At 64.2% G+C, this 13,049-nt stretch carries 14 protein-coding genes and 1 other RNA gene; 12 read left to right on the top strand and 3 right to left on the bottom strand.

Going from position 1 to position 13,049, the window contains the following annotated elements; translation table 11 throughout:
- Positions 1-23: 23 nt before the first annotated feature.
- Positions 24-1,997: a transketolase gene (tkt, locus tag KIT02_RS09085; RefSeq protein ID WP_297577086.1), complete on the bottom strand. Its 1,974-nt coding sequence runs from the start codon at positions 1,995-1,997 to the stop codon at positions 24-26.
- Positions 1,998-2,238: 241 nt separating this feature from the next.
- Here tkt and KIT02_RS09080 point away from each other — a divergent pair, with 241 nt between their 5' ends.
- Together KIT02_RS09080 and zapA are read left to right on the top strand one after the other, a co-directional pair.
- The gene (locus KIT02_RS09080; protein WP_297577085.1) at positions 2,239-2,529 is read left to right on the top strand and encodes a DUF4164 family protein; all 291 of its coding nucleotides are present in this window, start codon (positions 2,239-2,241) and stop codon (positions 2,527-2,529) included.
- Positions 2,530-2,907: a cell division protein ZapA gene (zapA, locus tag KIT02_RS09075; protein WP_297577084.1), complete on the top strand. Its 378-nt coding sequence runs from the start codon at positions 2,530-2,532 to the stop codon at positions 2,905-2,907.
- A gap of 37 nt (positions 2,908-2,944) precedes the next feature.
- On the opposite strand, the gene KIT02_RS09070 is transcribed toward zapA, so the two are convergent.
- Entirely contained in the window at positions 2,945-4,927 is a 1,983-nt protein-coding gene (locus KIT02_RS09070) for a PhoX family phosphatase (RefSeq protein ID WP_297577081.1), read from the bottom strand.
- Between the two features lie 234 nt (positions 4,928-5,161).
- Here KIT02_RS09070 and ssrS point away from each other — a divergent pair.
- The 7 genes from ssrS (at position 5,162) to KIT02_RS09035 (ending at position 10,276) form a co-directional block, all read left to right on the top strand.
- Positions 5,162-5,319, top strand: a non-coding RNA gene (gene ssrS / locus KIT02_RS09065) — 6S RNA.
- A 22-nt stretch (positions 5,320-5,341) separates the two neighbouring features.
- Positions 5,342-5,929, top strand: coding sequence for a 5-formyltetrahydrofolate cyclo-ligase (locus KIT02_RS09060; RefSeq protein WP_297577079.1), 588 nt, complete (start codon positions 5,342-5,344; stop codon positions 5,927-5,929).
- A complete protein-coding gene (locus tag KIT02_RS09055; RefSeq protein WP_297577077.1) occupies positions 5,926-6,750 on the top strand; it encodes a TIGR00282 family metallophosphoesterase in 825 nt (274 codons plus the stop codon). The genes KIT02_RS09060 and KIT02_RS09055 overlap by 4 nt, the downstream gene beginning before the upstream one ends.
- Positions 6,751-6,904: 154 nt before the next feature.
- Positions 6,905-8,323 carry a sodium:alanine symporter family protein gene (locus KIT02_RS09050; RefSeq protein WP_297577076.1) on the top strand — a complete coding sequence of 473 codons (1,419 nt, stop codon included), beginning with the start codon at positions 6,905-6,907 and terminating at the stop codon, positions 8,321-8,323.
- Positions 8,324-8,418: 95 nt separating this feature from the next.
- Complete coding sequence (locus KIT02_RS09045) at positions 8,419-8,784, top strand: hypothetical protein (protein WP_297577075.1); 366 nt, start codon at positions 8,419-8,421, stop codon at positions 8,782-8,784.
- Positions 8,785-8,862: 78 nt separating this feature from the next.
- Positions 8,863-9,609: a YebC/PmpR family DNA-binding transcriptional regulator gene (locus KIT02_RS09040; protein ID WP_297577073.1), complete on the top strand. Its 747-nt coding sequence runs from the start codon at positions 8,863-8,865 to the stop codon at positions 9,607-9,609.
- 112 nt (positions 9,610-9,721) lie between these two features.
- Positions 9,722-10,276, top strand: a complete 555-nt coding sequence (locus KIT02_RS09035) for an AAA family ATPase (RefSeq protein WP_297577072.1) — start codon at positions 9,722-9,724, stop codon at positions 10,274-10,276.
- Positions 10,277-10,279: 3 nt separating this feature from the next.
- On the opposite strand, the gene KIT02_RS09030 is transcribed toward KIT02_RS09035, so the two are convergent.
- Complete coding sequence (locus KIT02_RS09030; RefSeq protein ID WP_297577070.1) at positions 10,280-11,062, bottom strand: GGDEF domain-containing protein; 783 nt, start codon at positions 11,060-11,062, stop codon at positions 10,280-10,282.
- Positions 11,063-11,368: 306 nt separating this feature from the next.
- Between KIT02_RS09030 and ruvC the strand changes: the two genes are divergently transcribed.
- From ruvC to KIT02_RS09015, 3 genes are all read left to right on the top strand, one after another.
- Positions 11,369-11,875, top strand: coding sequence for a crossover junction endodeoxyribonuclease RuvC (ruvC, locus tag KIT02_RS09025; protein WP_297577068.1), 507 nt, complete (start codon positions 11,369-11,371; stop codon positions 11,873-11,875).
- A complete protein-coding gene (gene ruvA, locus KIT02_RS09020; protein WP_297577066.1) occupies positions 11,872-12,489 on the top strand; it encodes a Holliday junction branch migration protein RuvA in 618 nt (205 codons plus the stop codon). The genes ruvC and ruvA overlap by 4 nt, the downstream gene beginning before the upstream one ends.
- A gap of 138 nt (positions 12,490-12,627) precedes the next feature.
- Positions 12,628-12,945 carry a hypothetical protein gene (locus KIT02_RS09015; RefSeq protein ID WP_297577064.1) on the top strand — a complete coding sequence of 106 codons (318 nt, stop codon included), beginning with the start codon at positions 12,628-12,630 and terminating at the stop codon, positions 12,943-12,945.
- Positions 12,946-13,049 lie beyond the last annotated feature (104 nt).

Below are 13,049 nucleotides of genomic sequence, written 5' to 3'. Positions count from 1 at the left end.
AGGAGGGGGAGGGCGGGGCTCTCTTACACTTGGGCGGTAACGGCTTCAACAACGGCCTTCGGCGTAATGCCAAAGTGGGTGTAGAGCGCGTCGATCGGGCCGGAAGCGCCGAAGGAGGACATGCCGACAAACCGGCCCTTGTCACCGAGCAGCTTGTTCCAGCTCATTTCGATACCGGCTTCGACGGCGACGCGCGCCTTGGCCTTGCCCAGGATTTCGGCCTTGTAGGCATCGGACTGCTTGGCAAAAAGCTCCATGGACGGCACCGAGACGACGCGGGCGGAAATGCCCTTTTCGGTCAGCTCCTTCTGGGCCTCCACGGCAATGGCGACTTCCGAGCCCGTGGCGAAGATGACGGCATCGGCATCGGCGGGGCCCACAAGGCTGTAGGCACCCTTGGCGCTGCGGTTCTCGGCGGAATATTCGGTGCGCAGGGCCGGCAGGTTCTGGCGGCTGAGAGCCAGGATCGAGGGGTGCTGGGCTTCCATGGCCAGCTCCCAGCATTCGGCGGTTTCCATGGCATCGGCCGGGCGGAAGACCAAAAGGTTCGGGATGGCGCGCAGGGCGGTCAGGTGCTCCACCGGCTGATGGGTCGGGCCGTCTTCGCCCAGGCCGATGGAATCGTGGGTCATCACATAGATGACGCGCTGTTCCATCAAAGCCGAGAGGCGGATGGCCGGGCGGGCATAGTCGGTAAAGACCATGAAGGTGCCGCCATAGGGAATGAGCCCGCCATGCAGCGCCACGCCATTCATGGCCGCGCCCATTTCGTGCTCCCGAATGCCGTACATCATGTAGCGGCCCAGGCGATTGTCGGCCTGGAAGGGCACGGTCTCTGGCGTGTTGGTGAGGTTGGAATGGGTGAGGTCGGCCGAGCCGGCCAGGGTTTCCGGCACGGTCTTGTTGATGATCTCGAGCGCCATCTGCGAAGCCTTGCGGCTTGCCACCTTGGGCTTGTCCTCGGCAAGCTTCTGCTTGTAGTCGCCCATGGCCCTGGCAAAGTCGGAGGGCAGCTTGCCGGACATGCGGCGGGTGAACTCGTCGCGCTTGTCGGACTTGGCCAGCCGGGCTTCCCATTCGCCGCGAATGTTCTGGCTGCGGGTGCCGGCGGCGCGCCAGGCTTCCACGATATGCGCGGGCACTTCAAAAGCGGGATAGTCGATGCCGAGCGCCGCCTTGGCGCCGGCCAGTTCCTCGGCGCCGAGCGGGGCGCCATGCACCTTTTCCGTGCCGGCCTTCTTGGGCGCGCCGAAGCCGATCGTGGTCTTGGCGGCGATCAGGGTCGGCTTGTCGGTCGAGGCCTTGGCGTCGTTGAGGGCCTTTTCGATGGCCGCCTGGTCGTGGCCGTCGATCTCGATCGTGTTCCAGCCAACCGCCTTGAAGCGGGCGATCTGGTCGGTCGAGTCGGCATTGGAGACCTTGCCGTCGATGGTGATGTTGTTGTTGTCCCAGATGACGATCAGCTTGTTGAGCTTGAGGTGACCGGCCAGCGAAATGGCCTCCTGGGAAATGCCTTCCATCAGGCACCCGTCACCGGCCAGCACATAGGTGTGGTGATCGACGAGGTCCGCACCGAACTCGGCGGCGAGCTTGGCCTCGGCGACGGCAAAGCCGACCGAATTGGCAAGGCCCTGGCCGAGCGGGCCGGTCGTGGTTTCGATGCCGGTGGCATGGCCGAATTCGGGGTGCCCGGCGGTCTTGCTGCCCAGCTGGCGGAAGTTCTTGACCTGGTCGATGGTCATGTCCTGGTAGCCGAGAAGGTAGAGCGAAGAATAGAGCAGCATCGAGCCGTGACCGGCCGAGAGGATGAAGCGGTCGCGATCGGCCCACTGGTGGTCGGCGGGATCGAACTTCATGATCTTGGTGAACAGGACCGTCGCAATGTCGGCGCAGCCCATGGGCAGGCCCGGATGGCCCGAATTGGCCTTCTCGACGGCATCCATCGACAAGGACCGGATGGCATTGGCCAGTTCGTTCTGCTGGGCTGTGTTCGTCATGGGCGGACCGCTCTTTCAGGAAGGCTGGAAATCAAGGGGAGAAACGCCGCTCGGCCTCCTCCCAAAGGCGGGTTGAGGCATAACAGGTTCGGTTTTCCTGTCAATGTCGGCAGGGCCAAAAGCCGTTCGGTCCCGCGCCGGTTTTCCGGGGGTTTTGCGCGGTCACATGGTTGCAAAGGCGCGCCGGGTGGGGCAGGCTGGCCAACGGCGGAATCGAAGCAGCGTGAAAGCGGTAGTGGCGATGAGTGACACGGCGGATGAAGACGGACTGACTTCCGCGACCGCCCGGTTCGACCGCGCCCTGGCCCGGCTGGAAACCGCAAACCGCGACATGGCCCAGCGCCTGCAGCGCCAGCAGCGCATCGATGTCGATGCCCAGAGGCTGGTGCATGAGCGGGCGCGCCTCGCCACCGAACTGGACAAGACTGCGGCCCGGGCCAAGCGCCTGGACGACAGCGCCCACGAGGTGTCGCGACGGCTGGTGGTGGCCATGGAAACGGTCCGCGCCGTGCTGCAGAAGGCGGAGAACTAGGTGCCCGAAGTCAATGTCGAGATCAATGGCCGCAAGTATCGCATGGCCTGCGAAGAGGGTCAGCAGGGCCACCTGATCGGTCTGGCAGAGCGCTTCAATGCCCAGGTCGAGGGCCTCAAGGGTGCCGTCGGGGAAATCGGCGACAATCGCCTCACCGTCATGGCCGGCATAGCCGTGCTCGACGATCTGGCCGAGGCCGAACGGCGCATCAAGGCGCTGGAGGCCCAGGTGACGGACCTGACCCAGGCTGGCCAGGACATTGCCCAGGAGCTCGAGGCCACCGAGGGCCGCTTCGCGCGCAAGCTCACCGAGGCCGCCAAGGCGCTCGAGGGCGTGGCCGACAGCCTCGATCAGGCCGCGCCCATCGCCAAGGGCTGAGCCGCCGCCTCCTGGCGACGGCTCCGGTTTTCAGACCTCAGACAGCGATCTTGCCGCCGCCCTGCTTGGTGATGACCACCACCGAGGGACGGGTCGGCATGGCGTCGTCGAAGTCGGGCCAGCGGGTGGAGAGGTCCTCATAATAGGAGACGCGGCCAAAGCCTTCCCAGTCGTCCCCGCCATCGGCCGGGTGCTGCACGGCGACGAAGGCGGTTTCGTCATCGGGCGTGAACAGCGGGCCGCACATTTCCGCCCCAACCGGCACGCGGAAGAACAGTTTTGAGGTCGCGCGCGCGTCGCCTTCGGTATCGACCGCCCAGAGGCCGTCGGTGCGGCCGGTCGCCGAGGGATTGTTGCCGTCGGTCGAAACCCAGAGGCGCCCCATCGAGTCCACCGCGCAATTGTCCGGCATGCCGAACCAGCCGTTCTCGGTGGTCGCGCTCGAGAAGGTGGCGCCGACTTCGGCAATGGCCGGGTCGCCGCATTTGAGCAGCACTTCCCAGGTGCCGGTGGTCGCGGCGAAATCACCATCGGCCTCGGCGATCTCGATGATGTGGCCGAAGGCGTTTTCGGCCGTGGGATTGGCGGCGTCCACCTGCTCGGCCGTGCGGCGGGTATTGTTGGTCAGCATGACATAGACCTTGCCGTTGACGCCGTTGGGCTGGATGTCTTCGGGGCGGTCCATCTTGGTGGCGCCGAGCAGGTCGGCGGCGCGGCGGGTTTCGATGACGATGTCGGCCTGCGAGGCAAAGCCGTTCGCTTCGGTCAGTGGCCCTTCGCCATGGGTCAGCGGCAGCCATTGGATGGTGCCGTCCTCGGCAAAGCGGGCGACATAGAGCGTGCCCTCGTCGAGCAGGTCCAGGTTGGCAGCGCGGTCGTCGGGATTGTAGGTGCCGGCAGTCACGAACTTATAGACATAGTCGAAGCGCTCGTCGTCGCCGAGATAGAAGACCACGCGGCCATCCTTGTTGAGGATGGATTCGGCGCCTTCATGCTTGAAGCGGCCAAGGGCGGTGCGCTTCTTGGGCACCGAATTGGGGTCCATCACGTCGACCTCGACGATATAGCCGAAGCGGTTGGCCTCGTTGGGCTCCTTGGAGACGTCGAACCGATCGTAGAAATTGGCCCATTCGTAGGAGCCCTCCGGCAGGCCGAGGCGGTCGTAATTGGCGGCTTCGGGGTGATCGGCCGGCAGCTCGCCGCCGAAATAGCCGTGAATATTCTCCTCGGCCATGATGTAGGTGCCCCAGGGTGTCACGCCGCCGGCGCAATTGTTGATGGTGCCGAACACCTTGGTGCCGGAGGGGTCGGCATTGGTCTTGAGCCGGTCATGGCCGGCTGCGGGGCCGGAAATGGCCATCTCGGTGTTGACGGTGATGCGGCGGTTGAGCGCGCCATCGCGCACCACCTGCCACTTGCCATCCACCTTCTTGATCTCGACCACCGTGCCGCCATGGGCGGACATTTCGACATCCACCTGTTCCTTGCTGAGCGGGCTCAGCGTCAGGGCGCCTTCCACCAGGGTGACGAGGCCCGGGAACATCAGGTGCGGATTGGTGTATTCGTGGTTGACCACGAGCAGGCCATGCTCGGACGACCCTTCGAGCGGGATATAGCCGACATAGTCATTGTTGTAGCCGAACTGGCGATCCTGGGCCGCGGCTGTCTGGGCCGTGGGGTCGAATTCGGGCGCGTCGGGGAACAGGCCGTCGCCCCAGCGCAGCAGCACATCGGCATCATAGCCTTCGGCGACGTGGTGGGTCTCGTCGATGCCTGCTTCCACTTCGGTGAACGAAAAGGCCGAGCCCTCGCTGGCTTCGGCGGGGCGGGCGGTCAGCAGCGCCAAGGGGCTGACGGTGGCGGCGATGGCCGAAACGGCCAGCGAGCCCTTGAGGAAACCGCGGCGGGAAAAGCGTGCGCTGATCAATTCACCCATGGTGGGGTTGGACGTCATGTTGCGCGGCTCGGCATCGGCAGCTTCGAGCTGGGACGTCTTGAACAGGCGGGATTGGTCGGTCATCCGAATTGCTCCTTCAACAGCAATAGGTGCGCTCCGGCACCTGAGGCGGCTCTCGCTTAGGAACTGGCGATGACAGTGCGATGACGGCGCGGGCGGAAAATGTGTGCAGGCCGGAGCGGCCCGCTTTGCCGGCCACTGGTGGCCGGCGAGCGGCGATCGCCGCAAAGAGTGATGCAGTGCCGGTGAAAAGCGCGACAACTGGCTTTGCACCGGCGGCGGCAAACGCCTATATCTTGCGCGCTGCCCGGCGCGTGCGGATAATCACATCCCCGGGGCCTTAATCGATCCTAAGGGAGCTGTCCCTGACCGGGCCCGTGGGCTTGGACATACGGCGCCCACCTACGTGAGTAGGTTCCCGGGATCGACTTTCCCACGGCCAGGGCGGCACCGAATCATCTTTGGGCAAGAGGGCGCATGGCGGATCCGCAGATCGAAGAGACCAAGGCAGCCCTGCGCAAGCAGGCCCATGACACCCGCGCTGCGCTGTCCCAGCAAGACCGGGCCGAGGCTTCGCGGCAGGTCGCGAACCTGTTCTTCGAGGACATTGCCTTTGCGCCCGACGACGTCATTGCCGGTTATTGGCGCATCCGCGACGAGCTGGATTGCCAGCCGATCCTGGTGCGGTTGATGGATAGCGGGCAGCGTGTGGTGCTGCCAGTGGTCCAGGGTGATGAAGAGCCGCTCGACCTGCGGGTCTGGGAAGCCGACCAGCCTCTCTATGAAGCCGGGTTCGGCACCCTGGCGCCGTCGGATCTGGCGCCGCGCGCCGTGCCCGATATCGTGCTCATGCCCCTGTTGGGCTTTGACAGCGAGGGGACGCGGCTCGGCTATGGCGGGGGCTATTATGACCGGACCCTGGCGAGCCTCGACAAGAAGCCCTTGCTGGTCGGTCTGGCCTTTGCGGCGCAGGAATTGCCGTTCATCCCGCGGGAAGACCATGACGTGCCGCTCGACGCGGTGGTGACAGAAACGGGTGTCCGCTTCTTCGGTCGCGCCGAATGAGGCTATTGTTTCTGGGTGACGTGGTCGGCCGGTCCGGCCGCGATGGCGTCAGCGAGCACCTGCCGGGGCTGGTTGCGCGCTATGGCTTTGATTTCGTCGTGGTCAATGGCGAGAATGCCAGCCATGGCAAGGGTCTGATCGAAAGCCATTTCCGGGCCCTGAAGGATGCCGGGGCCGACATCATTACCCTGGGTGACCACGCTTTCGACCAGCGCGAGGCATTGAGCTATATCGAGCGCGAGCCGACGCTGATCCGGCCGATCAACTATGCGCCCGGCACGCCCGGGCGCGGCGCCATGCTCACCGAGGGCCGGAACGGCCATCGTGTGTTGGTGGTCAATGCCCTCGGCCGGGTTTTCATGCCGCCGATCGATGATCCCTTCCGGGCGGTGGAGGCGGCCGTCGACAGTGCGCCCCTGGGCGATGTCGCTGATGCCATCATCGTCGATTTTCACACCGAGGCCACCTCGGAAATCCAGGCCATGGGGCACTTCCTCGATGGGCGGGTGAGCCTTGTCGTGGGCACGCACACCCATATCCCCACGGCCGACCACAGGGTGCTGCGGGGCGGCACCGCCTTCATGGCCGATGCCGGCATGTGCGGGGATTTCGACAGCATTATCGGCACCGAAACCGAAGAGCCGCTGAACCGGTTCCTGACAGGCATTCCCAATGGCCGGTTCACGCCCGCCGAAGGTGAGGCAACGCTGTGCGGCGTGGTGGTGGAAACCGACCCGCGCAGTGGCCTGGCCCGTTTCGTCGCGCCGCTGCGCGTCGGCGGCGTTCTGGCCGAGACCCTGCCGGATTTTCCACCGCTCTAAGCGCAGGCGACATTTCCCCTTGCCGTTGGCGCCGATCTGGGATCGGATCGGGGTGTTGCGCCTGGGGCGCAGGTTGTGGGTCGATGATGCGGAGAAGAGCCCCGGACGCGGCATGACGTGCCGATCCATCGTTCACGCATGAAGGAATGGGGCCATGCTCGATCCGATCATCAATTTCCTCAACGATATCTTCTGGGGCTATGTCCTCATCTACGGCCTGTTGGCGGTGGGCCTGTTCTTCACCGTCCGGCTGGGCTTCATCCAGTTTCTGCATTTTGGCGAAATGTTCCGCTCCGTCCTTGGCTCCAAGGCCAATGACAGTGCCGGCATCACCCCGTTTCAGGCCCTGTGTACCAGTCTCGCCTCGCGCGTGGGCACGGGAAATCTCGCCGGGGTGGCGGTGGCGCTCTATCTGGGCGGGCCAGGGGCGATCTTCTGGATGTGGATGGTGGCACTGGTCGGCATGGCCACGGCCTATTCCGAATCCACACTGGCCCAGCTCTACAAGACCAAGAACGAGAACGGCGAATATCGCGGCGGTCCGGCTTTCTACATCGCCAAGGGCCTCGGCGCGCCCTGGGCCGGCGCGATATTCTCGGTCTGCCTGATCCTGGCCTTCGGGCTGGTGTTCAACGCGGTGCAGGCCAATTCCATCGCCGATGCCATGCAGGGCGCCTTCGGGGTCGAGAAAATCTGGGTCGGCGTGGCGCTGGCGGCCCTGACCGCCGTGGTGATCTTCGGCGGTATCCGCCAGATCGCGCGAGTGGCCGAGATCATCGTGCCGTTCATGGCGGTCATCTATCTGCTCGTGGCGCTCTATGTGGTCTTCACCCATATCGGGGAAGTGCCCGGCATGCTCGGCCACATCGTGCAGTCGGCTTTCGGCCTCGATGCCGCCGGCGGCGGGCTGGCCGGTGCGCTGCTCAACGGGGTCAAGCGCGGCCTCTTCTCCAACGAGGCCGGCATGGGTTCGGCGCCCAATATCGCCGCCGTCGCCACGCCGGATCCACACCATCCCTCCTCACAGGGCTTCGTGCAGGCGCTGGGCGTCTTCATCGACACCATCCTCATCTGCACGGCGACCGCGCTGATGATCCTGCTCTCCGGCGTCATGGTGCCGGGCGGTGAATTGACCGGCACCCCGCTGACCCAGGCGGCGATGACGGTGCATATCGGCGGGGCCGGACAATATTTCATCGCCATCGCCATCCTGTTCTTTGCCTTCACCTCGATCATCGGCAACTACTCCTATGCCGAAAACGCCATGACCTTCCTCAAGCTCGGCAGCCGCCCTGGCCTGACCGTGCTGCGGCTAGGCGTTCTGGCCATGGTGGTCTGGGGCGCCTATGAAAGCGTCGCCACCGTGTTCAACGCGGCCGATGCGTCCATGGGCCTGATGGCCACGGTCAATCTCATCGCCATCGTCCTGCTCTCGGGCACGGTGGCCAAATTGACCAAGGACTTCATCGCCCAGCGCAAGGCCGGCAAGGAGCCTCTGTTCCATGCGGCCGACTATCCCGAACTGGCGGGCAAGATCGACAAGAACATCTGGAACAAGCACGATCCAGGCTGATACGCGCGGTGCCCCGGCCATCCGGGGCACCACCATTGCGCGCTCACCTGTCGGGCCGGGATCGGCCGTGATATGGAGAGCGCATGAAACATGCCGTGACAATTCTGACCGCGCTGGCGCTCTCGATGCTGCCCCTGCCGTCCTTCGCGCAGGAGCGCATTGCCCTGCTCGTGCATGATGCTGAGGCTATCGCCGACGCCTTGTCGGGCCTGCCGGTCATCGAGGTGCATCTGGGCAAGAAGGCGCAGACCCGCTTTGCGCTGTTCACCGGGCGCAATGTCGGCAAGCGCACCGACCTCATCGTGGATGGGCAGGTGCTGACCTCCCCGGTCATCCAGACCCAGATCAACACGTCAACACTGCAGATTAGCGGCGTGGGCACCATGGCCGAGGCGGTCGCTCTGGCGGCTCGCCTCAGTGCCGGCGCGGCGATGGTCGAGGTGCAACTGGCCGCCGATTAAGCGCTCCGGCTTCACAATTGGCCCGGCGATGCCTATAAGCCATGCCGAACTCCAGAAATTGCTTATCCGAGGTTTCTCATGGCTGGCCATTCCCACGCCAAAAACATCATGCACCGCAAGGGCAAGTCGGACGCCATCCGGTCCAAGATCTTTTCCAAGCTCGCCCGCGAAATCACCGTGGCGGCCAAGATGGGCCAGCCCGATCCCGCCTTCAATCCGCGCCTGCGCCTGGCCATCACCAATGCCCGCGCCCAGTCCATGCCCAAGGACAATATCGAGCGCGCCGTCAAGAAGGCCTCGGGCGGCGATGCCGAGAACTATGACGAAATCCGCTACGAGGGCTATGGCCCCGGCGGCGTTGCCGTTATCGTCGAGGCGCTGACCGACAATCGCAACCGCACCGCTTCCAATGTGCGCTCCTACTTCTCCAAGAATGGCGGCGCCCTGGGCGAAACCGGATCGGTCGGCTTCATGTTCGACCGCGTCGGCGAAATCACCTATCCGGCATCGGCCGGTTCGGAAGACAAGGTCATGGAAGCGGCCATCGAAGCCGGTGCCGACGATGTCGAGACCGACGAGGACGGCCACTATATCTACACCTCCTTCGAGGGCATGGCCGAAGTCGCTTCGGCTCTCGAGGCGGTGCTGGGCGAGGCCGAATCGGTCAAGGCCATCTGGCGCCCCCAGAACCAGACCCCGATCGACGCCGAAAAAGGCGCGACGCTGATGAAGCTCATCAACACGCTCGAGGAAGACGATGACGTCCAGAACGTCTATTCGAACTTCGACATGAGCGAAGAAGACGCCGCCAAGCTGGACCAGTAGTTCTCTGGCAACAGCAACAAAAGATCAGGCGGCCCAACTGGCCGCCTTTTTCATGCGCTGAGCTTGACGCGGTTCCGAACTCCGGGCTGTCTGGTCCCGGAGGGGCAGCCACATGATCATCGTACTCAACGGCTATCCAGGGGTTGGCAAGCTCACGATTGGCCATGAGCTCATCGGTGTGCTTGGCGCACGTCTGCTTGACATCCACTCTGTCTACAACATCGCCTTTGCGCTGACCGAGTTCAAATCGCAGGCGTTCATGGATGCTGTCGAACGCATCGAGGCCGTCGCGCACGATCTGGTGTGCCAACTGCCGGAAGATGTGCCCGTCGTCCTGACCACCGTTCTGACCGAGGGGAGCGCTTGGGGCGATGCCGAATGGGGCAGGATTGTGCGTCTGGGCAGGACGCGTCCACCGTTCTGCGTGGTCCACCTCGCTTGTGCACTCGACGAGAATGTTCGCCGCATTCAATCCGAGGGCCGCGGAGCCAAACGAAAACCGAGGGATGCCGACATGGCGCGGCGGAACCACGCTGACGCCAAGCCGCTTCTTGGTCTTGATCAACCGAACCTGCTGAGGCTGGACGTCACGACGCTGTCGCCGGAAGACGCGGCCAAGGCCATTGCAGAATGGGTACATGGCTTGCCGCCGGGTGCGACGGCCTGATCGTCAGGCGCTCAGTTTCAGGCGAATATCGGGGTGGTCGTCCACCTGCGCCACGGCGATGGCGTTTCGGCCGGCGTTCTTGGCGCCGTAGAGCCGCTGGTCGGCGATGCGGAACAGGGTCGAAAACGTGGTGGACCGCACAAACACGGCGCCGCCAATGCTGACGCTGAGATGACGCCTTTGCCCATCGGGCACGAACATGGCGAGATAGACGGCACGGCGGATGCGCTCGGCCACCACCTGGGCTTCCATTTCCGAAACATTGGGCAGGAACACGGCGAATTCTTCGCCCCCCATGCGGCCGGCCACGTCGCCGGGCCTCAGCACCGCCCGGATCGAACGGGCGATAATGGTCAGCGCCTCGTCGCCCATCTGATGCCCGAACAGGTCATTGATGGATTTGAAATTGTCGGCATCGATCATCAACAGGGCGCCGGTGGCGTTCTGCGGTGCGCGATGCAGCCAGTCTTCCACGCGCCCGGCAAAGGCCCCGCGATTGAGGCAGGAGGTGAGGCTGTCGGTTCGCGCCACGACGCGCAGCCGCATGTTGGAAAGGGCCAGGCCGCGCACGCGCATGGACAGGAAAAGGAACAGCGGCGTGCCGAGCAGCAGCGGCAGGACGGTGGCGCTCATCACGGCCCGGCCGACCGCGTCTCCGCCCAGATCGTCAAAGACGATGCGGTTGAAGGCGACCGAGACGGCAATGCAGATCAGCGTGCCAAAAATCGTCCAACGGCCGACACTGGACCAGTTTCGGGATATGACCGGATTTGGGGATGAGTTCATATTGCACAGCCTGAGCAAGACCAAGGGATGAAAAAGCCTGAAGGGCCTCGGCTCAGGGTGGCGTAGGGTTCGTTCTCCGCAGGTCCATCGGCAGGGCCGTGCGGCCTCTATATCGGGGTCGGATAGCCCAAAAACCTGTCATTGCACGCGTCCTCTTGCACTCCCGCTCCCTGCCTACGCGAAGGGCGTCAACGACCTCTTGGCGCGATTGGTGCAATTCTAACAATCTGTCATCACATCTTTGTCTGTTTCCGCTTTGTTCACTTTGGCCTTGGTAGGCTCATGTGGGCCGGGTAGAAGGAAGCCATGAGCAAGTCCGTGCGAATCATCGGAATCGATCCCGGCCTGCGCCGGTGCGGCTGGGGCATCCTCGATGCCGTGGACAACCGCCTGACCTTCGTGGCCGCCGGCACGCTGACCCCGCCGGTCGAAGGCCCGCTGGCCAGCCGGCTTGCCGCCTTGGCCGAAGGATTGGCCGGTGTGCTGGACGCGCATGGCCCGCACGAGGCGGCAGTCGAAGAAACCTTCGTCAATGCTGGTGCGCGCTCGGCCCTGATCCTGGGCCAGGCCCGGGGCGTGGTGCTGGTGACACCGGCTCTGCGCGGGCTGCCGGTCTCCGAATATGCGGCCAATCTGGTCAAGAAGTCGGTCGTGGGGACCGGCCATGCCGACAAGGCGCAGGTGGGGCTCATGGTGCGGACCTTGTTGCCCACCGCCCTGGTCAAGGGCGCCGACGCGGCCGATGCGCTGGCCATCGCCATCTGCCACGCCCATCACCGTGTTTCCGCGCTGCGGATGAGGAGCCTTGCATGATCGGAAAGCTCAAGGGTCTGGTCGATCACTTCGGCGACGACTGGGTCCTCATCGATTGCGGGGGTGTGTGCTACGAGGTCTTTTGCTCGAGCCGCACCTTGCAGGCTCTGCCGCGCGTGGGCGAAGCGGCGGTGGTCTTTATCGAGACCATCGTGCGCGAGGACCTGATCCGGCTCTATGGCTTTGCCAGCGAAACCGAAAAGAACTGGTTCAACCTTTTGACCACCGTGCAGGGGGTCGGCTCGCGCGTGGCGCTGGCCATCCTGTCGGTGATGACGCCATCCGAGCTGTCGAGTGCGGTGGCCCTGCAGGACAAGGCCATGATCGGCCGTGCCAATGGCGTCGGGCCCAAGCTGGCGCTGCGCGTGGTGACCGAGCTCAAGGGCAAGGTGCCGGCCATGGGTGCGGTCGACGCCGGCACGCTGGGTCTGCAGGCGGCGCTGGGGGATGGGGTGGCCTCCGGCAATATTGCCGATGCGGTCTCGGCCCTGAGCAATCTGGGCTATTCCAGCGCCCAGGCCTCTGCTGCCGTGGCGCGGGTGGTGGCCAGGGAAGGCGAGGATACGGCAACGGAAAAACTGATCCGGTTGGGATTGCGGGAGTTGAGCAGCTAGAGCGTTTTCAAGAAAAGTGGACGCCACTTTTCTCCTCGGGCATCGACCCGGGGATCGAAAACGCGACCAATCAAAGAGTTAGAGCATTCGTTCTGATTCTATCAGAACGAGAAATGCTCTAGGGTCGCGGTGAAACTGATGAGGGAGAAACGCGCGATGGTCCGGACGGGATGGAAGTCTGTTGTGATCGCACTGGGCATGGCTCTGGCCACCGCGCCGGTGGTGCAGGCCGATCAGAACGAAGCGACAGCCGTTGCCATCTGGTTTGTGGAGGCGGACGGCTCAACCAAGCCTTACTACTTTCATGACCCCGCCCAGCCATTGCCGCGCTGGTCCTGCGACGCCAGGCTCGATTATCTGACCAAGATGTTCTTCCGCATGACCCGGCAGAATCCTGACCTCAAGGACAAGACCGCCGTTCGCTCGGCCTGTGTCCCGGTTTCGAGCATTCAATAGTGCGCGCATCGCGGTTTTCCCCGTCATCCGGGTCGGGCCGGCTCTATGCGGGTACGACTGCGCTCTTGGGGCCGGCGCCTTTCATCGTCTTTGGTGCCAGCCAG

This window comes from Devosia sp. (assembly GCF_025809055.1).
Lineage (GTDB): Bacteria > Pseudomonadota > Alphaproteobacteria > Rhizobiales > Devosiaceae > Devosia.
Note: the sequence above shows the minus strand (reverse complement) of the source record. Positions and strands in the feature narration are given on the sequence as shown.

Excerpts from the sequence above, each read along its gene's own strand:
- tkt (WP_297577086.1), bottom strand. The coding sequence starts at position 1,997 with ATGACGAACACAGCCCAGCAGAACGAACTGGCCAATGCCATCCGGTCC.
- KIT02_RS09080 (WP_297577085.1), top strand. The coding sequence starts at position 2,239 with ATGAGTGACACGGCGGATGAAGACGGACTGACTTCCGCGACCGCCCGG.
- KIT02_RS09070 (WP_297577081.1), bottom strand. The coding sequence starts at position 4,927 with ATGACCGACCAATCCCGCCTGTTCAAGACGTCCCAGCTCGAAGCTGCC.
- KIT02_RS09060 (WP_297577079.1), top strand. The coding sequence starts at position 5,342 with ATGGCGGATCCGCAGATCGAAGAGACCAAGGCAGCCCTGCGCAAGCAG.
- KIT02_RS09055 (WP_297577077.1), top strand. The coding sequence starts at position 5,926 with ATGAGGCTATTGTTTCTGGGTGACGTGGTCGGCCGGTCCGGCCGCGAT.
- KIT02_RS09050 (WP_297577076.1), top strand. The coding sequence starts at position 6,905 with ATGCTCGATCCGATCATCAATTTCCTCAACGATATCTTCTGGGGCTAT.
- KIT02_RS09040 (WP_297577073.1), top strand. The coding sequence starts at position 8,863 with ATGGCTGGCCATTCCCACGCCAAAAACATCATGCACCGCAAGGGCAAG.
- KIT02_RS09035 (WP_297577072.1), top strand. The coding sequence starts at position 9,722 with ATGATCATCGTACTCAACGGCTATCCAGGGGTTGGCAAGCTCACGATT.
- KIT02_RS09030 (WP_297577070.1), bottom strand. The coding sequence starts at position 11,062 with ATGAACTCATCCCCAAATCCGGTCATATCCCGAAACTGGTCCAGTGTC.
- ruvC (WP_297577068.1), top strand. The coding sequence starts at position 11,369 with ATGAGCAAGTCCGTGCGAATCATCGGAATCGATCCCGGCCTGCGCCGG.
- ruvA (WP_297577066.1), top strand. The coding sequence starts at position 11,872 with ATGATCGGAAAGCTCAAGGGTCTGGTCGATCACTTCGGCGACGACTGG.
- KIT02_RS09015 (WP_297577064.1), top strand. The coding sequence starts at position 12,628 with ATGAGGGAGAAACGCGCGATGGTCCGGACGGGATGGAAGTCTGTTGTG.